The sequence below is a fragment of the Rhodococcus ruitaii genome (assembly GCF_055230935.1).
This window is the reverse complement of record NZ_JBUYWC010000008.1, coordinates 1-23,941: the sequence shown is the minus strand read 5'-3', so window position 1 is coordinate 23,941 and position 23,941 is coordinate 1. Positions and strand designations below refer to the sequence as shown.

Genomic DNA, 23,941 nt, shown 5'->3' with positions numbered 1-23,941 from the left:
CCCGTACTTTACCCACGGTGGGTGCGGTGCGCCCGGCCGAGGAGCGACCTCAGAAGGAGTGCTCAGGTCCCGGGAAACGCCCGTCGTGCACCTCGGCCGCGTATTGCGCAGCCGCATTGCGCAAGTCGTCGCCCACTGTCCCGAACTTCTTCACGAACTTCGCGGTCTTCCCGCTCGTGTATCCGGCCATGTCCTGCCAGACGAGCACCTGGGCGTCGCATTCGTTGCCGGCGCCGATGCCGACCGTGGGAATGCTCAACTTGCGGGTGACCTGGCCGGCGAGCTCGGCGGGAACCATCTCCATCACGACGGAGAAGGCTCCGGCCTCCTGGACGGCGATGGCATCGGCGATGAGCTGCTCGGCGCCGTCGCCGCGGCCCTGCACCCGGAACCCGCCGAGGGTGTTGACGGATTGCGGAGTGAAACCGATGTGGGCCTGCACGGGGATGCCGGCAGCAGTGAGTGCAGCGATCTGGGGTGCGATGCGCTCGCCGCCCTCGAGTTTGACGGCATGTGCGCCGCCTTCCTTCATGAATCGGATGGCGGTGGTGAGGGCCTGCTCGGGGGATGCCTCGTAGGTGCCGAAGGGCAGGTCGGCGATCACGAGAGCGTGCGGAGCGCCGCGTACGACGCCGCGGACCAGCGGGAGTAGTTCGTCGACGGCCACCGGCACCGTGGTGTCGTAGCCGTAGACGACATTGGCGGCCGAGTCGCCGACCAGGAGGACCGGAATCCCGGCCTCTTCGAAGATGCGGGCGGTGGAGTAGTCGTACGCGGTCAGCTCTGCCCAGCGGGTGCCTTCGGCCTTCATTGCCTGCAGATGGTGGACTCGCGTCTTACGCTTGGGGGTGTCCGACGAGGCGGAGCCGCCACCGTACACGGACGTCACGTTTTCCGACATCATTGTCTCTTTCTTCCTCGAGGCCCTTCTGAGGGTCCCCGGGCGGGTGATGACAGTCTCAGTGTGCCACCGGGCTCGGCCGTCGCTAAGCCTTCTCGGTGGTGGGTTCGGTCACACGTCGAGGGCGCGTCGCGAGCATGGCACGATTCACGGGTGCCGGTTTCCGCGCGTGTGCGCTCACCTCGTCTGTCCGTCGTTCTCGCTGCCGTGGGCGCGCTGGTGCTGACGGGTTGCGCCGATACCGCGACCGACGAGCAAGAGCCCTCCGCCGTCGCGGTACCCGAGGATCTGGCGCAGTTCTACCGACAGGGCGTCGAATGGGGCGACTGCGGCGGTTACGGCATCGACGGTCCGATTCTCGCTCGGAGCGGTGCGGAATGCGGTCGGATCTCGGTGCCGCTCGACTACGACGACCCGGACGGGCAGACGGTGACACTCGCGGTGTCGCGAATCGAAGCGGATAACGATGCGATCGGATCGATCCTGGTCAACCCCGGTGGACCCGGCGCGTCGGGGCTGTCCACCGTGCTCGCCGCCACAGGCACCGAACTGGCCGGACAGTTCGACATCGTCGGGTTCGACCCGCGCGGCATCGGGTCGTCCGATCCGCAGGTTCGGTGCCTCACGGCCGAGGAGACCGATGCCGATCGCGCCGTCGACGACGGTGATCGCAGCCCCGCGGGGATCGAAGCCTCCGAGAAACGCAACCGCGAGTACGCGCAGCTGTGCGCGGACCGCACCGGCGAGGATCTGCTCGCCCACGTCGGCACCGCGGACGTGGTGCGCGACATGGATGTCATCCGAGGTGTCCTCGGCGACGACTCCCTCAACTTCCTCGGATACTCGTACGGCACCAGACTCGGCACCGTCTATGCGGAGACCTTCCCGGACCGGGTGCGCGCGATGGTCCTCGACGGCGCCATCGATCCCGAGCAGGACCCGGTCGAGGAGATCGTGCTGCAGGCCGGGGGGTTCCAGAAGGCGTTCGACGAGTTCGCTGCCGACTGTGCGGGCCGCGGCGACTGCCCGCTGGGCAACGATCCGGCGCAGGCGTCGGTACGGTTCCGTCAACTCGTCGAGCCGCTGATTGCGACCCCCGCCCGCACCACCGATCCGCGCGGCCTCGGCTACCGCGACGCGATCACCGGCGTGCAGCAGGGCCTCTACTCGTCGGCGCTCTGGGGGTCGCTGCGCGGCGGGCTGAGTTCCCTCGCCGACGGCAACGGAGACACCTTGCTCCGGCTGGCCGACCTGTACGAGGGCAGGGAGGACGACGGCACCTACAGCAACATCAATGATGCGTTCACTGCCATCCGGTGCGTCGACGATCAGCCGGTCACCGACCGTGCCGTCGCCGGTGAACTCGACATGCGCTTCCGGCAGGCGGCCCCGTTCCTCGACGACGGGCGCGGAACCGGGGAGGCGCCCCTCGACGTGTGCGCGTTCTGGCCTGTTCCCGCGACCGGGGACCCGCATACTCCGGATGTGCCGGGGCTCGCTCCGGTGCTCGTGGTCTCGACGACCGGTGATCCCGCCACGCCCTATCAGGCCGGCGCGGATCTGGCGCGTCAGCTCGGGGGTTCCCTCGTGAGCTTCGACGGAAACCAGCACACCGTCGTGCTGGACGGTAACCGTTGCGTCGACGACGTTGTGACCAGGTACTTCGTCGACCTCGAGCGGCCCGCGACCGACCCGCACTGCTGACCCGGCGCCGGGGTGAGCGACACGCCACGAATGGGAACGGCCGATGTAACACGGAATTAACGGATCATGCCTACGCTCGCCGATATGGATCGCCAGAAGGAGTTCGTGCTCCGCACCCTCGAAGAGCGCGACATTCGGTTCGTACGCCTGTGGTTCACCGACGTTGTCGGGACCCTCAAATCCGTGGCGATCGCCCCGGCGGAACTGGAGGGGGCCTTCGAGGAGGGCATCGGCTTCGACGGTTCGGCCATCGAGGGCTTCTCCCGCATCTCCGAGGCCGACATGGTCGCGCGCCCGGACGCCACGACGTTCCAGGTGTTGCCGTGGACCGACGACCGCGGCCACCAGTACTCGGCGCGGATGTTCTGCGATATCACCATGCCGGGCGGCACCCCGAGCTGGGCCGACCCGCGGCACGTGCTGCGTCGCCAGCTCAACAAAGCAAGTGATCTGGGCTTCAGCTGCTACGTGCATCCCGAGATCGAGTTCTTTCTCATCGAGAACGGACCGCACGGCGTCACTCCGGTACCGGCCGACGACGGCGGATACTTCGACCAGTCCGTGCATCGTTCGGCACCCCACTTCCGTCGCCATGCCATCGATGCGCTCGAGTCGATGGGTATTTCCGTCGAGTTCAGTCATCACGAGACGGCGCCGGGTCAGCAGGAGATCGACCTGCGGTACGCCGACGCACTGTCGATGGCCGACAATGTGATGACCTTCCGTTACGTCGTCAAAGAGATCGCCATGTCCGAAGGGGTGCGGGCGACGTTCATGCCGAAGCCGTTCCGCGAACACGCCGGGTCGGCGATGCACACCCACATGTCGCTGTTCGAAGGCGAGACCAACGCCTTCCACGACCCGGACGACCCATTGCAGCTCTCGGCGACCGGCAAAGCGTTCATCGCCGGCATCCTCGAGCACTCCGCCGAGATCAGCGCCGTGACCAACCAGTGGGTCAACTCGTACAAGCGCATCGTGCACGGCGGTGAGGCTCCCACGGCCGCGAGCTGGGGGCCGTCCAACCGGTCGGCGCTCGTCCGCGTGCCGATGTACACCCCGAACAAGGCGTCCTCGCGCCGCGTCGAGATCCGTACGCCGGATTCTGCCTGCAATCCGTACTTGGCGTTCGCGGTGCTGTTGGCTGCGGGTCTGCGGGGGGTCGAGAAAGGCTACACGCTCGCGCCCGAGGCCGAGGACGACGTGTGGGCCCTGACGGGTGCCGAACGGCGAGCGATGGGCTACAAGGAACTTCCCACCGACCTCGATATCGCGTTGCGTGAAATGGAAGGGTCGGAACTGGTCGCCGAAACCCTGGGAGAGCATGTGTTCGACTACTTCCTGCGCAATAAGTGGCGGGAGTGGGAGAACTACCGGAGTCAGGTGACCCCGTTCGAACTCGAGCAGTATCTGGGGCTGTAGGCGCCATGGTGAAGCCGCCGCCCGCGCGCTCTGCAATTCCCGGTCCCGGCCGGCTCGGACTCGTCGAACCCACCGCCGCCGCCGAGTTGGCGCAACTGGGCTGGACCGGAACCGAGAGCGTCGAACTCCTGTGGGCATTGTCGCGGGCGCCCAATGCGGATCTCGCGTTGCGGAACCTGACCAGGCTCGCTGATGCGCTCAGCGAACAAGGGTGGGCCGACCTCGATGCTGCGCTTCGGGTCGACAAGAGTCTCCGGGGCCGATTGCTGGCCCTGTTCGGGGCGTCTGCAGCATTCGGCGACCACGTTGTCGCACATCCCGACCGCTGGCGGATGCTCGCCGGCGCACTCGACCTGCCCGACCGGCACACGTTCACCGTCCGCATGCTCGAGTGTGTTGCGTCCGTTCCCGAGACCGGCGGACGCTGCAACAGACTGATCCACCGCGCCGGAATCACCGGACCGGACGCCGTATCGGCGTTGCGCACGACATACCGTGATCAGCTGATGCTCATTGCCGCGGCAGACCTCGCCGCGACGGTGGAGAACGAACCTGTCGTGCCCTACCTCGAGGTGGGGGAGAGGCTCGCTGACCTGGCCGACGCCGCACTGACCGCTGCGCTTGCCGTGGCGTTCGCCACCGTCGTCCCGAACGGGCCGTGTCCCACAGACATCGCGGTCATCGCAATGGGCAAATGCGGTGCGCGCGAACTCAATTACGTCAGTGATGTCGACGTGATCTTCGTTGCCGAACCTGCCGATGCGCTGGCCAGCCGTATTGCGGGCGAGATGATGCGCATCGGAACCTCGGCTTTCTTCGAAGTCGATGCCGCGCTGCGGCCCGAAGGCAAGCGCGGCGAACTGGTGCGCACCCTCGAATCTCATGTGGCCTACTACAACCGGTGGGCCAAGACGTGGGAGTTCCAGGCGCTACTCAAGGCCCGGCCGATGACGGGCGACCTCGACCTGGGGCGCCGCTACATCGAAGCATTGAGTCCGCTGGTGTGGACGGCGTCGGAACGCGAAGCGTTTGTACCGGAGGTACAGGCAATGCGACGGCGGGTCGAAGATCTCGTTCCCGCGGATCTGCGGGAACGCGAACTCAAGCTGGGAAAAGGTAGCCTGCGCGACGTCGAGTTCGCGGTGCAGTTGCTCCAGATGGTGCACGGACGTACCGACGAATCGTTGCGCGTGCCCAACACTGTGGAGGCGCTGTCCGCACTCGCAGACGGCGGTTACGTCGGGCGTGATGATGCTGCGAATCTGCGCGCGTCGTACGAGTTCCTCCGATTGCTCGAACACCGCCTGCAACTGCAGCGACTCAAGCGCACCCACACCCTCCCACCCCCGGACGACCGCGAGAACCTGCGGTGGCTCGCGCGGGCAGCGCACATGCGGCCGGACGGACGGAACGATTCGCTCGGCGTCCTCCAAGCCGAGATCAAACGCAACTCCGGGCGCATCCGCCGGCTTCACGCCCGGTTGTTCTATCGCCCGCTGCTCGATTCGGTGACCCGGCTCGACAAGGATGCGGTGCGACTGTCGCCGGACGCTGCTGTTCGGCAGCTCGCGGCGCTTGGCTACACCGCGCCCGAGCATGCGCTCGAACATCTCACCGCGCTGTCCGGGGGTGCCTCGCGCAAAGCGCGGATCCAGGCGTTGCTGCTTCCGCAACTTCTCGAATCTCTCGGTGAGACAGTCGATCCCGACGGTGGACTGCTCGCGTATCGACGACTGTCCGACGCGTTGTACGACACAGTGTGGTTCCTGCGGGTACTGCGCGACGAGCCGTCGGTTGCGGAACGCCTGATGAAGGTACTGGGAACGTCGGCGTACGTGCCCGATCTGCTCATCAAGTCACCGGATGTCATCAGGCTCTACGCCGATGCCTCCACGGGGCCGCGCCTCCTCGAAGCGAAACCCACCGAGGTGGGAAAGGCAATCGTCACGTCGTCGTCCCGCTACGACGATCCGGTGCGGGCGATCGCGGCGGCGCGCTCATTGCGCCGGGCCGAACTCGCGCGGATCGCGAGCGCCGACCTCCTCGGGATGCTTTCGGTTCCCGAGGTATGTGAAGCGCTCTCGTCCGTATGGTCGGCAGTTCTGGAAGCCGCACTGGCCGCGGTGATCCGGGGATCGGAGCGGACGAAGGGTCCGGCCCCGGCCCGCATCGCGGTGATAGGCATGGGCAGGCTCGGCGGCGCCGAGCTCGGCTACGGATCGGACGCCGACGTGCTGTTCGTCTGCGAAGCGCTTCCCGACGCCGACGAGACCGTCGCAGTGAAATGGGCGGTGTCCGTCGCTGAGCAGGTTCGCACACTCCTGGGGGCACCGAGCACCGACCCACCGCTCGAAGTCGATCTCGACCTCCGGCCCGAGGGGCGTAGCGGCGCTCTGGTACGCACCCTCAGGTCGTACGACGCGTACTACACGCAGTGGGCAGAGGCCTGGGAGATCCAGGCGTTACTGCGTGCGCACACCGTCGCCGGCGACCCCGATCTCGGACTCCGATTTCTTCATATGATCGACCGCGTGCGTTACCCCGAAGGTGGGGTCACTCAGGAGGCGGTGCGGGAGATCCGCCGCATCAAGGCCCGGGTGGACTCCGAACGACTCCCGCGCGGTGCCGATCCGGCGACTCACACCAAACTGGGCCGCGGCGGATTGTCCGATGTCGAATGGACGGTGCAATTGCTGCAACTCCAGCATGCGCACGAGACGGAGTCGCTGCGGAACACGTCGACTCTCGAGACGCTCGACGCGATCGGCGCGGCCGAACTCATCAGCGAGGCCGACGTCGACCTGCTCCGTGACGCGTGGATCACCGCGACGCGTGCACGAAATGCCCTCGTCCTGGTGCGGGGAAAGCCGAGCGATCAGCTTCCGGGGCCGGGGCGGCAGCTCACGGCCGTGGCGAGTGCCGCGGGCGAACTCAGTGACGACGCGTCGGAGTTCCTCGACAACTACTTGCGGGTCACGCGTCGTGCGCGAGGTGTTGTCGAGCGGGTTTTCGGTGGGGAAACGAACGGGCACTGAATCTTGTCGTTCAGGGAAGGATCCTCATGACCTCCACGCCGATTGTGCCGACGATCGACGATCTCGCAGCCGCGCTCGATGAGTTGCGCGCCCGCAACCCACTGGTGCAATCGTTGACCAACGTCGTGTCTGCAAACTTCCTGACAAATGTTCTACTTGCGGCCGGCGCAAGCAACGCACACATCGACAATGTCCACGAGGCCGGTGACTTCGCGCGCGGTGCGGGTGGCGTTCTGATCAACCTCGGCACACCGGACGACGGCACTGCCGCCGCATTCACCGCTGCGGCAGACGCTGCGCACGACGCGGGAACCCCGTGGGTTCTCGATCCGGTCGGTGTCGGCGGGTTGTCCTGGCGCACCGGACTGGCCGCCGATCTGCTTACCTACCGGCCCACCGCGATCCGTGGCAACGCCTCCGAGGTCATCGCGCTCGCGGGGCGGGCCGGCGGCACTCGCGGCGTTGACAGCGGCGACGACACGGTGGCCGCGATCCCGGCCGCCCTCGCCCTGCTCGAGTATGCCGATGCGGTGTCCGCATCGGGGCCGGTCGACCACCTCGTGGGCCGGGGCAGTGACGGTGTGGTCACCGGACTGCGCATTGCAGGTGGCAGCGCCATGTTGCCTCGAGTGACTGCCACCGGATGCTCGCTCGGTGGCCTCGTCGCCGCCTATCTCGCGGTCGCGCCGACTGCTCTGATCGGTCTGGCCGCTGCACACACGCACGTCGCTGTCGCAGCCGAGATCGCCGAACAGAACTCGACCGGCCCCGGTTCGTTTGCGGTGGCCTACCTCGATGCGCTGTACGCGGTCGACGCCGACACCTTGCGTCAGCGCGCCCGCATCGAAGTGTTCGAGGAGTCCTCTCAGGTCAATTGCAGACGATGATCAGTCCGACTCCGCGCCACACGTCGACCTCCACCGATTTCCACTCCCGCTTGTCGGAATCCCATTCCTGTTCGGTGTGGGTGTCATAGCCGAGGTCTCGTTGTTCGGTCACCGCGCAGTCCTGGAGCGAGCTGCCGGCGCGACTGATCACGTGCCAGGGCACACCCGCATCGTTCAACGCTGTGGACGCTTGCTCTTGTGACATGCCCACGGTGTTCGGTGCATTTTGCGCTGTTGCAATCCCCGTTGCCAGAGGGCTCAACAGCAGGGCGCCGGCGGCTGCACATGCCGCGGCCGAGAAAGTCGTACGCATGACGGCCTCCTTCCGGAGACAGGTCGGTATTCAGTGCTCTGCCCCCGAGCGTGACCGGTGTTCAGTGCGCCCGGTGGCGGATCGACAGGACACCGCGACTCGGACGAACAACGCGACGACCCTGCCGACCGGATGCGCGGTCGCCACCAAGCGCCGACTCCTCGGCGGCGTGAAACGTGGCGGGCGCGCATCCCTGACAATCTCGCCGAAGATTTCGGCAAAATGTGTCGTATCTCACTAACTGTACGCGTGTGTGCAAGTAGCTCGATGGCGGTGGAGGCTCGGCTCGGGGGTCGTGGGTGTCGGGGGTGGGCTGATCGCGGTGCGCAGCGGTAAGGTGTGATGTGCATCATAGTAACGCAATGTGATCCGCTAAAATTAGTGTTGTTGACTGCCGCGGCCACATATGTCGACTATTGCTGTACTAAATGATTCGATCAAAGCGGCATAGCGATCTTCCGTGCCGCGGCGAAGGAACGGTGTGCGATGACGGAAACCGCGATCCGCGAAACTGAACGACTTCCGTACGATCTCGACGACCGGTACCGATCCGGTTCGAGCACGGTACTGCTCACCGGTGTGCAGGCGATCGCGCGGCAACTCGTGGAGCAGCACGTGCGTGATATCCGCGACGGGCGCCGTGTCGCCACTTTCGTGTCCGGGTACCAAGGCAGTCCGCTCGGCGGCCTCGACAAGATGCTGCACGGCATGCCCACGGTGCTTGCCGAGCACGACATCACCTTCACCCCCGGTATCAACGAGGAACTCGCAGCGACCTCGGTATGGGGAAGTCAGGGGCAGCTCGGTGCCGGTACACGGACCCACGACGGAGTGGTCGGCGTCTGGTACGGCAAGGGGCCCGGACTCGACCGCGCCACCGACGCCCTGCGTCACGCCAACATGTACGGCGTCGACCCGAACGGCGGCATGCTGCTGATGGTCGGCGACGACCCGGCGTCGAAATCCTCCACAGTGCCTGCGGTGAGTGAACGGTCCCTCGCCGCATTGGGCATCCCCGTGTTGTTCCCACGAAACGCCGCCGAGATTGTCACGATGGGACTTCACGGAGTCGCATTGTCGCGCGCATCGGGATGTGTGGTTGCACTGAAAATCGTCGCCGATGTCGCCGACGGGGCTTGGTCGATCGACGGATCGGTGTCGGATCTGTCCATCACCGTTCCCGACATCGAATGGGAGGGAAGACGGTTCGAGTATCGACAGCGTCCCATGGCTGCGCCGGGTGACAGCGTGCTCGCTGAGGCCGACCTGTACGGACCGCGATGGAAGACCGTCCTTGCCTACGGCAAGGCCAACGCGCTCGACGTCATCGAGGTCAACCCTCCGCGCGCCGAGGTTGGATTCGTCTCCACCGGAACAACATTCGATGCGCTACGGCAATCGTTGCTCGACCTCGGTGTCGGCGACGCCGAACTGCACCGCGCCGGTATCCGGTTGATGCGTATCGGAATGCCGTACCCGATCGGGCCGGACCTCGTCCGCGACTTCGCGCGGGGCCTCGACGAGTTGATCGTGATCGAGGACAAGACCGCCTTCGTCGAAACACAGATCCGGGAGATCCTCTACGGCACCGACTCCGCACCGCGCATCCTCGGAAAGAAGGACGCGACCGGCCGACCGCTCGTGCCGGTCGACGGTGAACTCACCGCCGGTCGGCTCCGCGGACCGCTCCGACGGGTACTCCGTGATCGTCTCGAACTCGGCCCGGGACCGCTGCCGCAGCTGCCCCTCGAAGTGCTGTCCACCGCACGCACCCCGTACTTCTGCAGTGGCTGCCCGCACAACCGCTCCACCGCGCTGCCCGAAGGGTCGATCGGCGGCGGGGGAATCGGATGCCACACACTTGTGACACTGTCGGGTCGCACCGACAGTGCCGTCACCGGCCTGACCCAGATGGGCGGGGAAGGTGCGCAGTGGATCGGGCAGGCCCCGTTCACCGACATCGACCACATGTTCCAGAACATCGGTGACGGAACCTTCTTCCACTCCGGTCAGCTCGCCGTCCAGGCGTGCGTCGCGGCCGGCGTGAACATCACCTACAAGCTGCTCTACAACGATGTCGTTGCGATGACCGGTGCGCAGGACGCCGAGGGCGCCCTGAAGATTCCCGCCCTGACCCGCAAACTCGCCACCGAAGGCGTCCGCAAGATCATCATCTGCTCGGACGAGCCGAAACGCCATCGCAAGCGATCCCTCGCGCGCGGCACCGTGGTCTGGCATCGCGACCGGCTCGACGAAGCGCAGAAGGTGTTACGTGAGATCTCCGGTGTCACCGTGCTCATCTACGACCAGCACTGCGCAGCCGACGCCCGCCGTCAACGCAAACGCGGCACACTGCCTGCCCGTACCACCAGGGTGGTCGTCAACGAGGCGGTCTGCGAAGGTTGCGGTGACTGCGGCGTCAAGAGCAATTGCCTGTCGGTCCACCCGGTCGACACCGAGTTCGGATCCAAGACGCGGATCGACCAGACCTCGTGCAACACGGACTATTCGTGCCTCGACGGTGACTGTCCGTCGTTCGTGACGGTCGAGACCTCGCCGGGCCGGAAGTCGGGCGGGAAGTCGGGCCGGCACACCGTCCCGACACCACCTGCCGTGCCGGATGCCGAGGCAGATGCTCCGATCGGGACCCGCAACGTCTTCCTCGCCGGGATCGGGGGAACCGGCATCGTGACCGTCAACCAGGTGCTGGCAACCGCGGCGCTACGGGCAGGGTACGAGGTCGAATCGCTCGACCAGATCGGTATGAGCCAGAAGGCCGGGCCGGTGGTCTCGCACCTGCGGTTCGCGCGCGGTGCCCTCGACCCCGGCAACCGGGTCGGCACCGGGGGAGCGTCGTGCCTGCTCGCGTTGGATCTGCTCACCGCCACCGACTCGAAGAACCTCGCGTACGCGAATGCCGCCGAGACCGTTGCGGTCGCCTCGACGAGTCGCACCCCCACGGGGGACATGGTGTACGACAGGTCGATCCGTCACCCGGACGAGGATGTGCTGCTCTCCCGGTTGGAGGCGACGACCCGCACCCTGGTGTCGTTCGACGCGCTCGCGGCGTCGCAGGCACTGTTCGGGCAGACGGCCGCCGCGAACTTCCTGGTCGTGGGTGCCGCGCACCAACTCGGCGGACTGCAGATCCCGGCGGAATCGATCGAAGAGGCGATCGAGATCAACGGTGTCGCAGTGGCATCCAACATTGCGGCATTCCGGTGGGGGCGCGCCGCGATCGCCGATCCCGAGGCGTTCCGTGCGGCGACCGCAGTCGCTCGCCGCGAGCGCGAGGCCACCGTGGCGCCCGACCGCTTGTTCGACGCGGTCACCTTCGACGGTGAAGTGCGGCGCCTTGTAACGATCCGCGCCGCCGCACTGATCGACTTCCAGGACGAGGCGCTGGCGGCGCGGTATATCGACCGGGTGCAGGCCGTGTGGGACGCCGAACGGCGTGTCACCGACCGCACCGACCTCACCGAAGCCGTCGCCCGCGGACTGTTCAAGTTCACCGCGTACAAGGACGAATACGAAGTGGCACGCATGCTCGTCGACCCCGCGTTCCTCGACGACGTCCAGGCGCAGGTGCCCGGAGGGCAGCACCTCACCTATCGGTTGCATCCACCGGTTCTCCGGGCGCTCGGGCGCAGCAAGAAGGTGGGATTCGGGCCGAGTTCACATGTGCTCCTGCGGGGCCTGGCCAAGGCGAAGCGTCTGCGTGGTACCCGACTCGATCCGTTCGGCTACGCCCGTGTCCGACGAATCGAACGCGCGCTGCTGGCCCATTACACCGCTACGATCGACGCACTCGTCGCCGACCTCGCCGCCGACGACTACGACCGCGCGGTGCAGATCGCCGAACTGCCCGACCTCGTCCGCGGCTACGAGGACGTCAAACTGCGCTCCGTCGAGCAGTATCGTGCTCGCCTCGCCGAACTCGACGTCGACATCGACTTCTGACCGCGTCAGAGAGTGCTTCGGAAAATTATCTGCTGGAAAGGAATTCGCACGTGACCACCTCCACTGTTGCCCGCCCGACCGACGTCGACGCCGCCCCCGGGGTGTTCGACGGATCTCACCGTCTGTCCGATCGCCCGCACGAACGGGTCGTCTTCCACGAAGATGCGCAGACCGGTCTGCGCGCAATCGTCGCGATTCATTCCACGACTCTCGGGCCGGCCCTCGGCGGCACCCGGTTCTATCCGTATGCCGACGAGGCGGCGGCACTCGACGACGTGCTGCGACTGTCGATGGGTATGACCTACAAGGCTGCAGTGTCGGGGGTGAACCTCGGCGGCGGTAAGGCTGTCATTCTGGGGGATCCGGCTACCGTCAAGAGCGAGGCGCTGCTCGCCGCGTACGGGAGGTTCGTCGACTCGCTCGGCGGGTGTTACATCACGGCCGCAGATGTGGGAACCCACGCGGGCGACCTCGACGTGATCGGACGGCACACGCAGTATGCGGTCGGACGGACCGCCGCTGCCGGAGGATCCGGTGACAGCTCCCCGCTTACCGCGCTGGGCGTGTTCCAGGCGATGCGCGCCGGAGCGCGAACAGTCTGGGGCACCGACACTCTCGCCGGGCGAACCGTGGGTGTCGAGGGACTCGGCAAAGTCGGATACCAACTTGTGGAACTACTCACTGCGGACGGCGCCGACGTGGTCGCCTCCGACGTCGACCCCGAGGCGCTCGCGCGTGTCGCGGCGGGATTCCCGTCTGCACGCATCACCGACGACGTCACCACGTCCTCGATGGATGTGTACGCCCCGTGCGCCCTCGGCGGAACACTGACCCGGGCCACCGCGAGTGACCTCGACGCGCACCTGGTCTGCGGCGCGGCCAACAATCAGCTGGCGGAACCGGAGGTCGAGGACCTTCTGCGCGGTCGCGGTATCACCTGGGTGCCTGACTATGTCGCGAACGCGGGCGGGTTGATCCAGGTTGCCGGCGAAGCGGACAGGTCGGACGCATCCGTGGTCCGCAGTCGTGTCGAGGAGATCTTCGAGCGCACCGTCGAGATCTTCGAGTGCTCGCGCGGGCTGGACATCACCCCCGGTGCCGCGGCGAACCGAATTGCGGAGCAGCGCATCGATTCTGTCTGACGAGAGGGGAACGACTCGAGGGAGACGCCACGCGGCGTCTCCCTCGAGTCGTCGTGGGTGGCCTCGTCCGGGGGCACGGGCGGATGTCTCAGTGGCGGCTGGATGGCGTCGAGCGCCCGTGGCCGGCGTCGCGGGTGAGGTGTTCGAGAAGCGGCTGCGTTCGGTAGGCCACGGGCGTGGTCAGGGCGAGCGTCGTGGTGGTGTGCGCGACACCCTCGATGCCGTGGATGCGTTCCAGGACCTGCAGGAGGTCTTCCTGCGACTGTGCTGCCATCCTGATGAGGAGATCTTCCCGTCCGGTCGTCGCATGGACCTCGAGGACTTCGGGAAACCGTTCCAGTTCGCCGATGACGTGGCCCATGCGGGCCTGCACGAGTTCGGCGCCGATGAACGCCTGCAGGGGCAGTCCCAGCTTCGGGAGATCGACGACGGGCCGGTATCCGGTGACCGCGCCGGACTCCTCGAGTTTCTTGATGCGCGCCTGCACCGTGTTGCGTGCGACGCCGAGTGTGGCGGACAGGTCGACGATGCCCGCGCGGGGGTTGCGAGTGAGCTCCGACAGGAGGGCTGCGTCGAGGCGGTCGAGGCTGAGCACGATGATGTCCCTTCGTTTGTGATACGCATCACTATTTGAGCACACTGATCAGTTCAATTGAAAGTTGTTGACACAAATCGGTGTAGTGCAATGATTGCTGCATTGAAATGCTCATGCAATTGCGACCCGGTCTGCGGAGTCCGACTACGTGAGTTGTATGCCCCCGAATGCCTACGAGGCTCGGTCGGCACCGAAACCATCTCGAGGAGCACAACCATGCCCGGAGTAGGTATCTGGCGCACCAAATCCGTCGAGCAGTCGATCGCCGACACCGACGAACCCGGGACGCGGCTACGAAGACAACTGACGGCCAAGGACCTCACCGTGTTCGGCGTCGCCGTTGTCGTCGGCGCCGGCATCTTCACCCTCACCGCCCGCACCGCGGGCAATGTGGCGGGACCGTCCGTGTCGCTGGCCTTCGTCCTTGCCGCGATCACGTGCGGTCTCGCCGCGCTGTGCTACGCGGAGTTCGCGTCGGCGGTTCCCGTCGCAGGCAGCGCCTACACCTTCTCGTACGCGACCTTCGGTGAGTTCGTCGCCTGGATCATCGGGTGGGACCTGATCCTCGAGTTCGCCTTGGCCTCCGCTGTCGTCGCCAAAGGATGGTCGTTGTATCTGGGAGGCATGTTCGGTGGGGACGCCTCGATCGACGTGGGACCGATCTCGGTCGACTGGGGCGCGTTGCTCATCGTCGGCGCGATCACGCTCGTCCTCGCGATCGGCACGAAGGTGTCGTCGCGGGTCTCAGCCGTCGTCACTGCGATCAAGGTGGCCGTGGTCCTGCTGGTGATCGTGGTCGGCATCTTCTACATCGACAAGAGCAATTACTCGCCGTACATCCCGCAGGCCGAAGAGTCGCAGAATGCCGCACACGGTGTGCACCAGTCGCTGTTCTCCGCGCTCACCGGAGCCGAGGGCAGCAGCTACGGTTGGTACGGCCTGCTCGCCGCGGCAAGCCTCGTCTTCTTCGCCTTCATCGGATTCGATGTCGTCGCAACGACTGCCGAGGAGACGAAGAACCCGCAGAAGGCGCTTCCGCGGGGAATTCTCGGATCGCTGGCGATCGTCACCGTGCTCTACGTCGGTGTCACGCTCGTTCTGACCGGCATGGTGAAGTACACCGATCTGAAGACCGGTAGCGCGTTGGTCGGCGACGGAAGCGCCACGCTCGCTACCGCATTCGAGGCTCATGGGGTCACCTGGGCGCAGATGATCATTAACATCGGTGGTCTCGCGGGACTCACCACCGTGGTGATGGTGATGATGCTCGGCCAGACCCGGGTGCTGTTCGCGATGTCGAGGGACGGGCTGGTGACCCGGAAGCTGGCCGCCACGAACCGCAAGGGCGTTCCCGTGCGCATCACCCTGCTCGTCGGCGGGGTCGTCGCGGTCGTCGCCGCGGTGTTCCCGATGGGAGTGCTCGAAGAGATGGTCAACATCGGCACCCTGTTCGCCTTCGTCCTCGTGTGCGTCGGCGTGATGGTGCTGCGCCGCACCCGCCCGGATCTTCCCCGTGGATTCCGGGTGCCGCTGATGCCGTGGATCCCGATCCTCGCGGTGCTCGCCTGCGGCTGGCTCATGCTCAACCTCTCCGTCGAGACATGGATCCGGTTCGCCGTGTGGATGGCCCTCGGCGTGATCGTCTACTTCGGCTACGGCCGCCGGAAGTCGTTGCTCGGGCAGCGGCTCGCAGCGGAGGCGGCACAGAAGGCCGCGGCGCAGCGCGAGTCCAGGGAGCCTGAGCCGGTGTAACCGGTCGTCGACCTCGCCCGCGCCGAACTGGCGCGGGTGAGGTCGAGCGCGTCGCGCAGACGGAGGGTCACGTCGGTGGGGTGGGTGTGGAGCGAAGCCGCTCGCGCAGACTGTCGTAGATCGGTGCAACCCCGACGAGATGCGCCGTGATCACCGCTCCCGCGGACGCGATGAGCATCGGGACCGTCACCGTCGTCGTGGCGGTCATCTCCACCACCAGTGCTATCCCGGTGAGCGGTGCCCGCACCGATGCGCTGAACAGTGTGGCCATACCCACGATTGTCATCGACAGTACGAGTGACGAATCAATCGCCGGAACAACAGCTTCCGCGACCCGGGCGTACAGCACACCCCACAGTGCGCCGAGTGCGAGAAGCGGTGCGAACAGACCCCCCGGCGTCCCCGCCGCATAGGACAGCGGACCCGCGACGAACCGCGTCACGACATACCAGCACACGACCGGAAATGCGAGTGTGCCTCCACCGAGCAGGGTTTGCGCGACCGTGTCGCCTCCGCCGGCGGCCAGCGGTGCGAGGGCACCCAGTAGCCCGATTCCCGCACCGATCATCGCGGCCTTCACCACCGACGGCAGCGCACGACACAGGTCGACCAGGACGAGGGAGCCGATCACCAGCCGGTTGTAGGCTGCGCCGAGGAGTCCGGTGAGCACACCGAAGAGCAGAAACACCGGGAGCAACGTGATCGACGGTGGATCGACCGGACCGACGGCGAAGTCCGGCCGATCACCCAGGATCAGGCGGGAACAGGCAATCCCGGTGCCCACCGCCAGGAGGACGGGAACGACCACCCGGAACCGGAACGCCTGCGTCACCTCCTCGAAGACGAACAGTGAGCCGCCGATCGGGGCATTGAATGCGACCGCCAAACCGGCACCGGCCACCGCGCTCTGCAGTGAGCGCACATCGCCGTCGTCGAGATAAGCCCGGTGTGCGCTGTCGGCGCCGATCGCCGCACCCATGTGGACGATCGGACCCTCCCGTCCGAGAATGAGGCCGGATCCGATCGCGAGCACACCTCCGAAGAACCTCGCCGGCACGACCAGGAGCGGCGGCGGCGCGGCCTCACCGCGGGCGACGGCCTCCACATGCTGAATTCCGCTTCCCGCAGCAAGGGGAACCCGTCGCACGATCAGGGCTGCCGATGCGGCGCAGAGCGCGGTGATCGCCATCGGAATCAACCAACTCGGACCGGATAGCGAGTGCGTCCACGTGAGCAGGTGCATGCGTGCGTCGTCGGCGACGCGCAGACACCACCGGAAGGCGCCGCCGACGAACCCGATGGCTGCACCACCGATCGTCGCGAGTGCACAGATCACCAGCAGCTCGCGGATCGTCACAGGGTGCTCCTCGGGGTAACTACCGACACGAGCTATTCAACAACCCGACGGAGCAGGTGCGGGCCGGAATCCGGCGGTGATTCGCCAGACCCGAGATCCGGCGGGGCCTCTACACGCCAGATGGGGAGTTACCCACGGAAATGCCGTGGGTAACTCCCCAGTCGCCGAGCGTGGTGCCGCAGACGGCTCAGCAGTCGAAGTACAGCTGGAACTCGTAGGGGTGCGGGCGAAGGTTGACCGGAGCGATCTCCTGCTCACGCTTGAGCGAGATCCAGGTCTCGATCAGGTCGGTGGTGAACACGCCACCCTCGGTGAGGTACTCGTGGTCGGCCTCGAGGCGGTCGATGACCGCGGGGAGCGACGTGGGGGCCTGCGGGATGTTCTTGGCCTCCTCCGGCGGAAGCTCGTAGAGGTCTTTGTCGACCGGCGCCAGCGGCTCGATCTTGTTCTTGATGCCGTCGAGGCCGGCCATCATCTGCGCGGCGAAGTTCAGGTACGGATTGCCCGACGAGTCCGGTGCACGGAACTCGAGTCGCTTGGCCTTCGGGTTGTTGCCCGTGATCGGGATGCGGACCGCAGCCGAACGGTTGCGCTGGCTGTACACCAGGTTGATCGGCGCCTCGTAGCCCGGCACGAGGCGGTGGTACGAGTTGATCGTCGGGTTGGTGAACGCAAGCAGCGACGGTGCGTGATGCAGAATGCCGCCGATGTACCAGCGAGCGAGATCGGACAGGCCTGCGTAGCCGGCTTCATCGTGGAACAGCGGCTTGCCGTCTTTCCAGAGCGATTGGTGGACGTGCATGCCCGAGCCGTTGTCGCCGAAGAGGGGCTTCGGCATGAACGTTGCGGTCTTGCCGTGCTGCCACGCGGTGTTCTTGACGATGTATTTGAACAGCTGCAGGTCGTCGGCCGCCGAGAGCAGCGTGTTGAACTTGTAGTTGATCTCAGCCTGGCCGCCGGTGCCCACCTCGTGGTGGCCGCGCTCGAGTTCGAAACCCGCGTTGGTCAAGTTGGTCGAGATCGCGTCGCGGAGGTCGACGTAGTGGTCGTACGGCGCGACGGGGAAGTAGCCACCCTTCGGGCGAACCTTGTAACCCAGGTTGGCGGAACCGTCGGCGTTGTACTCGGTACCCGTGTTCCAGCTACCCGAGGTGGAGTCGACCTCGTAGAACGCACCGTTGATGGCGGAGTCGTATCGGACCGAATCGAAGATGTAGAACTCGGCCTCGGCGCCGAAGAAGGCGGTATCGGCGATGCCGGTGCTGGCGAGGTATTCCTCGGCCTTCCGAGCGACGTTGCGCGGGTCCCGGCTGTAGGACTCGCGGGTGAACGGGTCGTGGACGAAGAAGCTGACATTCAGCGTCTTGGCTGCGCGGAAAGGGTCCAGGCGTGCGGTGGTCACGTCGGGAAGGAGCAGCATGTCGGACTCGTGGATCGACTGGAATCCGCGGACGGATGATCCGTCGAATGCCAACCCGTCCTCGAAGACGTCCTGGTTGAATGCCTTCGCGGGGATGGAGAAGTGCTGTTCGATGCCGGGTAGGTCAGTGAAGCGGACGTCGACATACTCGACCTTCTCGTCCGCGATGAACTTGATGACCTCTTCGGCCGTGGTGAACGCCACGCTTGTGCTCCTTCAGTCGGTGCGCGCCATTTGGTGCTGGGCGCCTGCGTCGGATCAGACCGTATTGACCCGGTGTTGCCCGGTCGTCAAACCTATGTTTCGCCGGTGTTACACATCAGGCTGCCCTGGTGTGAGGCTCGGAGAACGTGGTAGAGGTCACCGACAGGTGCACGGGTCTGCCCTGGTCCGCACGTACCAGACTATCCTGGGCCCATGGCGCGGATGACGGGTAGTTGGCTATCGGGCCCCTCGGCGGCCCTTCCTCCGGGGCAACGCGGAGAACAGAAGTATCCCGGGGAGTGGCTCGGCCTTCCGGAACACGGACCAGGTGCGCTCGTGTCGTCGGCGAAGCGGGTGCTTGCACTGGTCATCGACTGGTTCTCGTCGATGGCGATCGCCATGGTGCTGGTGGGCGACAATCCGCTCGAGAGTCCGTCGTTGTCCGCATACACGCTTCTCATCTGGTGCAGTGTGGGGATCGTCACAGTGACGTTGTTCTCGTTTACACCAGGACAATTCATCGCCGGGATCCAGGTGATTCGCGTGGATCAACCTGTCCGCGTCGGAGTGATCCGGGCACTGGCTCGTCAGATCCTGCTCGTCTTCATCGCCCCGGCTCTGGTGACCGACATCGACGGCAGGGGTCTGCAGGACCGCGCGACCGGCACCGCACTCGTGCGTTCGCGCTGACATTGCTCTGCGGCCGAGTCGTCCTGCACTCGGCTGGGGGTCGTCGCCCGATCGGGGCGACGACCCCCAGCCGTTCGGCGCTCTGACTCAGCGACGGCGCATGGTGCGCTGTACGCCCCGCATCTTCGCGCCCGCCGGCATCGGGCCCTTCGGCATGGCGGGGCCGCTCTTCTTGGTGCTCAGTGCCGACAATCGGCCTTCGATCGCATCCATCCGCTTGGTGTCGATGTTGCGCGGAAGCTTATTCAACTGCTTCTGCAGTTGCGCCAGCGGAACCTGACCTTCTTCGTTGCCGACGGTGAATTCGTAGATCGGGGTATCGCCGACAAGGCGCGATACACGCTTCTTCTCCTGCGCCATCAAAGGCTTGATCCGCCCGGGGTTGCCTTCACCGACGAGGATGACCCCCGGCCGACCGATCACGCGATGCAGCGCGTCGAGTTGGGTCGTACCAGCAACGGCCTGTGAGACACGCCAAGCACCTTGGAGATTGTCGAGCGCCCACGCTGCGGCGCCTGCCTGACCGTCGGCCTTCTTGTAGACAGTCTTCTGCACGCGACGGCCGAAGATGATGAACGCTGCGAGGACACCGACGAGGATGCCGATCGGCAGCAGGAACCACTGGATACTGAAGATCAGGCCGATCACGAAGAACACGACGATCGATGCGACGAGCGCGCCGACCATCCACGGAAGAAGTGCCTTGTCTTCTTTGCGTTGAATCTGGAACGCCTGCCACAGTTGTGTGCGACGCTCCTTCGACGCCTGCTTGCGAGCAGCTTTCGCCGCCGCCTTCGCTTCCTTGTCGTTCTTGCTGCCCTTCGCCATGACAACCAGGATACTTTCCCCCCGATGGACTGCTTGCCACCGCGGGTGTCCTCCCGGTTTCTAGCTGCCGAAGCGGGCGAGAACCGAGCTGGCTTCCTGGCTCGCGGAGCCTTCCTTCGAGAGGTGCGCCTGATCAGCGGGTAGTTCGCGACCGTGGTGAGCCATCGCCTGCGCGTACAGGCGACCGGCGCGATACGACGAGCGCACGAGCGGTCCTGCCATCACACCGGCGAAGCCGATCTTCTCGGCCATCTCGGAGTGAGCAACGAACTCCTCCGGCTTGACCCACCGTTCGACGGGATGATGCCGCGGTGACGGGCGCAGATACTGCGTGATCGTGATGATGTCGCATCCGGCGTCGTGCAGGTCATGCAGAGCTTCGGTGACCTCATCGGGAGTTTCGCCCATGCCGAGGATCAGGTTGGATTTGGTGACGAGCCCGAACTCGCGGGCCGCGGTGATCACGTCGAGGGACCGCTGATAGCGGAATGCGGGACGGATCCGCTTGAAGATGCGCGGGACGGTCTCGACATTGTGCGCGAGTACCTCCGGCCGAGACTCGAAGACTTCCTGCAGCAGTTCGGGCTTGCCGTTGAAATCCGGAATCAGGTTCTCGACGCCGGTTCCGGGATTGAGCTGGTGGATCTTGCGAACCGTCTCCGCGTACAGCCAGGCGCCGCCATCCGGGAGATCGTCGCGGGCGACACCGGTGATCGTCGAGTAGCGCAATCCCATCGACTGCACCGATTCGGCGACTCGGCGTGGCTCGTCGCGGTCGAGTGCGGTGGGCTTGCCCGTGTCGATCTGGCAGAAGTCGCAGCGGCGGGTGCACTGCTCGCCACCGATGAGGAAAGTGGCCTCGCGGTCTTCCCAGCATTCGTAGATATTGGGACACCCGGCCTCTTCGCAGACCGTGTGCAGGCCTTCACGCCGCACGAGTCCTTTGAGATCGGTGTACTCCGGACCCATCTTGGCGCGGGTCTTGATCCAATTGGGCTTACGTTCGATGGGCGTCTGTGCGTTCCGGGTCTCGATCCGCAGCAGCTTGCGTCCTTCTGGGGCGACAGTCACGACATCGATGGTACGCCCGAGGAGCGGGCGAAACTCCGTCCGGGTGTGGGCATGTCAGAACCGGTGAGTGGTGAACTCCGGTGGGGTCGAATCAGGTGCAGCAGCCGACACGGCCTGCTCGAAGGTGACTCTGTCGATGTTGCACTCGGTGACCGGAAGTCGGCCGTCGAGTGCAGCGATGACAGCGTCGGTCACGGCCGGAATGACCTCGTGCACCGTCACGTCGCGGCTCAATTCGCTCGTGAGCGAGGTGACCCCGGCGTCGCGGATGCCGCACGGGACGATCGAGTCGAACGCGTCGAGGGCGGAGTCGCAGTTGAGAGCGAAGCCGTGCATCGCGACACCGCGTTGCACCCGGATGCCGATGGCGGCGATCTTCCGTTCGGCGAGCCATCGGCCGTCTCGCAGTTCGGCCGGTAGCCACACGCCGGAGCGACCTTCGACGCGTCCGCACGCCAGTCCCAGATCGGCACACACGGTGATCAGCGCCTGCTCGATCCGCCGGACGTAGTCGACGACGTCGATCGGCTCGGCGAGTCGGACGATCGGGTAGCCGACGAGCTGGCCGGGGCCGTGCCACGTGATCTTCCCGCCGCGATCGACGTCGATGACCGGAGTGCCGTCGGAGGGGCGGTCGGAATCTTCGGTTCGCCTACCTGCGGTGTACACGGGTGAGTGCTCGAGTAGGAGCAGCGTGTCTGCGCCGATGCCGTCTGCACGCTCGGCGACGAGTTCGCGCTGACGTTCCCAGGCTTCGAGGTAACCGATCAGGCCCAGCTGCGCCACCATCATCGGTGTCGGGTCGAGCCGTGCGGAGGACGTGTCGTTGCGCATAGGTGTCGACATTACGCCTGGACGTCGTGACGGAGGCGGGGACGCCGTCGCTGATTCGACGACGCCCCCGCCTCCGGTGCACCGGTTGGGTAGCTACGACTGTGCTGGATGGGTCACAGTCCGAGATCGGCCTCGAACGCGCCTTCCTCGAGACGATGCTTGATCGTCTTGAGGAAACGTCCTGCATCGGCGCCGTCGACGAGTCGGTGATCGTAGGTGAGCGGCAGGTAGCACATAGACCGCACACCGATCGACTCGTTGCCGGTCTCGTCCTGGACGACGACCGGACGCTTGACGATTGCGCCCGTACCGAGCATGCCCGCCTGCGGCGGAACCAGAATCGGGGTGTCGAACAGGGCGCCCTGGCTCCCGATGTTCGTGATCGTGAAGGTGCCGCCGGAGAGTTCGTCGGGCTTGAGGCCACCGTTGCGCGAGCGATCGGCGATGTCAGCGATTGCGCGTGCGAGACCCCCCAGCGACAAGTCGCCGGCGTTGTGGATGACCGGGGAGAGGAGGCCCTGATCGGTGTCCACGGCGATACCGAGGTGCTCGGCCGAGTGGTAGGTGATCTGCTTGTTGGCTTCGTCGTATGACGCGTTGATGTTGGGGTGGACCTTGAGCGCCTCCACCGCGGCCTTCGCGAAGAACGGCAGATACGTCAGGTTGACGCCCTCACGCTCGGCGAACGACTTCTTCGCCTGGGCGCGCAGTTGGGCGATCCTGGTGACGTCGACCTCGAAGGTCTGCGTGAGCTGCGCAGTGGTCTGCAGCGACTCGCGGGTCTTCGTCGCGGTGATCTGGCGGATGCGGTTGGCTTTCTGCGTGGTTCCGCGCAGGTTTGCCAACTCGGGGCGCACGCCCGGAGCAACACCGGACGCCGTCGCTGGGGCGGGCGCTGCTGCGGCGGGTGCTGCGGCAGCAGGAGCCTTCTTCGCCTCCGCGGCTGCGAGCACGTCCTGCTTGCGGATCCGCCCGCCGACGCCGGTGCCCTTGACAGTGGACAGGTCGACCATGTGCTGCGAAGCGAGCTTGCGCACGAGCGGCGTGACATACGGCGTCGCATCGCTCGACGGTGCTGCTGCGGCGGGAGCCGGGGCAGCAGGTGCCGGCGCTGCCGCGGGTGCAGAAGCAGCCGGAGCAGGCGCCGGTGCTGCCGGCGCGGGTGCAGCAGGCGCGGGTGCAGCAGGCGCGGGTGCGGCCGGTGCCGGTGCGGCGGGGGCCTCGGCAGGAGCTTCGGAGCCGATGACGGCAAGCTGGCCGCCGACCTCGACGGTGTCGTCTTCCTGCGCGGAGATCTCGGTGAGGATTCCGGCGACGGGGGACGGGATCTCGGTGTCGACCTTGTCGGTGGAGACCTCGAGGAGGGGTTCGTCGACGGCGACCTCGTCGCCGATGGCCTTGAGCCAGCGGGTGACGGTGCCTTCGGTGACGGATTCGCCGAGCGCAGGCATGGTGACGGGGGTGCCCGCACCGTTGCCGCTCGACTGCGCGGGTGCGGCGGGAGCCGGTGCCTGCGCGGATTCCTCTGCGGGGGCGGCGGGAGCCGGGGTCGGTTCGGGTGCTGCGGCGGGGGCCTCGGCAGGAGCTTCGGAGCCGATGACGGCAAGCTGGCCGCCGACCTCGACGGTGTCGTCTTCCTGCGCGGAGATCTCGGTGAGGATTCCGGCGACGGGGGACGGGATCTCGGTGTCGACCTTGTCGGTGGAGACCTCGAGGAGGGGTTCGTCGACGGCGACCTCGTCGCCGATGGCCTTGAGCCAGCGGGTGACGGTGCCTTCGGTGACGGATTCGCCGAGCGCAGGCATGGTGACGGGGGTGCCCGCACC

Annotated in this window: 17 protein-coding genes; 8 read left to right on the top strand and 9 right to left on the bottom strand. The window is 66.1% G+C overall.

The genetic code is table 11. The features are described from left to right. Nucleotides 1-49: 49 nt before the first annotated feature. Nucleotides 50-901 (bottom strand): 3-methyl-2-oxobutanoate hydroxymethyltransferase, encoded by an 852-nt coding sequence (gene panB / locus ACZI8W_RS11470; protein WP_463368863.1) that lies wholly within the window; start codon nt 899-901, stop codon nt 50-52. Nucleotides 902-1,054: 153 nt separating this feature from the next. On the opposite strand from panB, the gene ACZI8W_RS11465 reads away from it, so the two are divergent. The 4 genes from ACZI8W_RS11465 to thiM all read left to right on the top strand — a co-directional run bounded on the left by ACZI8W_RS11465 (nt 1,055) and on the right by thiM (nt 7,949). Continuing rightward, nucleotides 1,055-2,605, top strand: a complete 1,551-nt coding sequence (locus tag ACZI8W_RS11465) for an alpha/beta hydrolase (RefSeq protein WP_463368627.1) — start codon at nt 1,055-1,057, stop codon at nt 2,603-2,605. Between the two features lie 84 nt (nt 2,606-2,689). Further along, nucleotides 2,690-4,027, top strand: coding sequence for a glutamine synthetase family protein (locus tag ACZI8W_RS11460; RefSeq protein WP_463368626.1), 1,338 nt, complete (start codon nt 2,690-2,692; stop codon nt 4,025-4,027). A gap of 5 nt (nt 4,028-4,032) precedes the next feature. Continuing rightward, the gene (locus tag ACZI8W_RS11455) at nt 4,033-7,062 is read left to right on the top strand and encodes a bifunctional [glutamine synthetase] adenylyltransferase/[glutamine synthetase]-adenylyl-L-tyrosine phosphorylase (RefSeq protein WP_463368625.1); all 3,030 of its coding nucleotides are present in this window, start codon (nt 4,033-4,035) and stop codon (nt 7,060-7,062) included. Between the two features lie 26 nt (nt 7,063-7,088). Then, the gene (gene thiM / locus ACZI8W_RS11450) at nt 7,089-7,949 is read left to right on the top strand and encodes a hydroxyethylthiazole kinase (protein WP_463368624.1); all 861 of its coding nucleotides are present in this window, start codon (nt 7,089-7,091) and stop codon (nt 7,947-7,949) included. Here the strand turns inward: thiM and ACZI8W_RS11445 are convergent. Further along, on the bottom strand, nt 7,933-8,262 hold the full coding sequence (locus tag ACZI8W_RS11445; RefSeq protein WP_463368623.1) for a hypothetical protein: 330 nt from the start codon (nt 8,260-8,262) through the stop codon (nt 7,933-7,935). The two genes, thiM and ACZI8W_RS11445, sit on opposite strands and share 17 nt — an antisense overlap. A 486-nt stretch (nt 8,263-8,748) precedes the next feature. On the opposite strand from ACZI8W_RS11445, the gene ACZI8W_RS11440 reads away from it, so the two are divergent. Both ACZI8W_RS11440 and ACZI8W_RS11435 read left to right on the top strand, forming a co-directional pair. Continuing rightward, nucleotides 8,749-12,222 carry an indolepyruvate ferredoxin oxidoreductase family protein gene (locus ACZI8W_RS11440; RefSeq protein WP_463368622.1) on the top strand — a complete coding sequence of 1,158 codons (3,474 nt, stop codon included), beginning with the start codon at nt 8,749-8,751 and terminating at the stop codon, nt 12,220-12,222. 50 nt (nt 12,223-12,272) lie between these two features. Continuing rightward, nucleotides 12,273-13,364 (top strand): Glu/Leu/Phe/Val family dehydrogenase, encoded by a 1,092-nt coding sequence (locus tag ACZI8W_RS11435; protein WP_463368621.1) that lies wholly within the window; start codon nt 12,273-12,275, stop codon nt 13,362-13,364. An 88-nt stretch (nt 13,365-13,452) separates the two neighbouring features. On the opposite strand, the gene ACZI8W_RS11430 is transcribed toward ACZI8W_RS11435, so the two are convergent. Continuing rightward, nucleotides 13,453-13,959, bottom strand: coding sequence for an Lrp/AsnC family transcriptional regulator (locus ACZI8W_RS11430; RefSeq protein ID WP_463368620.1), 507 nt, complete (start codon nt 13,957-13,959; stop codon nt 13,453-13,455). Between the two features lie 216 nt (nt 13,960-14,175). Here ACZI8W_RS11430 and ACZI8W_RS11425 point away from each other — a divergent pair, with 216 nt between their 5' ends. Beyond that, nucleotides 14,176-15,711, top strand: a complete 1,536-nt coding sequence (locus ACZI8W_RS11425) for an amino acid permease (RefSeq protein ID WP_463368619.1) — start codon at nt 14,176-14,178, stop codon at nt 15,709-15,711. Nucleotides 15,712-15,778: 67 nt separating this feature from the next. Here ACZI8W_RS11425 and ACZI8W_RS11420 read toward each other — a convergent pair whose 3' ends face one another. Both ACZI8W_RS11420 and glnA read right to left on the bottom strand, forming a co-directional pair. Continuing rightward, nucleotides 15,779-17,068, bottom strand: a complete 1,290-nt coding sequence (locus ACZI8W_RS11420; protein ID WP_463368618.1) for a ClC family H(+)/Cl(-) exchange transporter — start codon at nt 17,066-17,068, stop codon at nt 15,779-15,781. 187 nt (nt 17,069-17,255) lie between these two features. Continuing rightward, nucleotides 17,256-18,692, bottom strand: coding sequence for a type I glutamate--ammonia ligase (glnA, locus tag ACZI8W_RS11415; protein WP_463368617.1), 1,437 nt, complete (start codon nt 18,690-18,692; stop codon nt 17,256-17,258). 213 nt (nt 18,693-18,905) lie between these two features. Between glnA and ACZI8W_RS11410 the strand changes: the two genes are divergently transcribed. Continuing rightward, nucleotides 18,906-19,382 carry an RDD family protein gene (locus ACZI8W_RS11410; RefSeq protein ID WP_463368616.1) on the top strand — a complete coding sequence of 159 codons (477 nt, stop codon included), beginning with the start codon at nt 18,906-18,908 and terminating at the stop codon, nt 19,380-19,382. Between the two features lie 87 nt (nt 19,383-19,469). On the opposite strand, the gene ACZI8W_RS11405 is transcribed toward ACZI8W_RS11410, so the two are convergent. The 4 genes from ACZI8W_RS11405 to sucB form a co-directional block, all read right to left on the bottom strand. Further along, entirely contained in the window at nt 19,470-20,210 is a 741-nt protein-coding gene (locus tag ACZI8W_RS11405) for a DUF4191 domain-containing protein (RefSeq protein ID WP_463368615.1), read from the bottom strand. A 60-nt stretch (nt 20,211-20,270) separates the two neighbouring features. Further along, nucleotides 20,271-21,281, bottom strand: a complete 1,011-nt coding sequence (lipA, locus tag ACZI8W_RS11400; protein WP_463368614.1) for a lipoyl synthase — start codon at nt 21,279-21,281, stop codon at nt 20,271-20,273. A 54-nt stretch (nt 21,282-21,335) separates the two neighbouring features. Continuing rightward, a complete protein-coding gene (lipB, locus tag ACZI8W_RS11395; protein WP_463368613.1) occupies nt 21,336-22,115 on the bottom strand; it encodes a lipoyl(octanoyl) transferase LipB in 780 nt (259 codons plus the stop codon). A 113-nt stretch (nt 22,116-22,228) separates the two neighbouring features. Further along, complete coding sequence (gene sucB, locus ACZI8W_RS11390; protein WP_463368862.1) at nt 22,229-23,920, bottom strand: 2-oxoglutarate dehydrogenase, E2 component, dihydrolipoamide succinyltransferase; 1,692 nt, start codon at nt 23,918-23,920, stop codon at nt 22,229-22,231. Between the last annotated feature and the right edge of the window lie 21 nt (nt 23,921-23,941).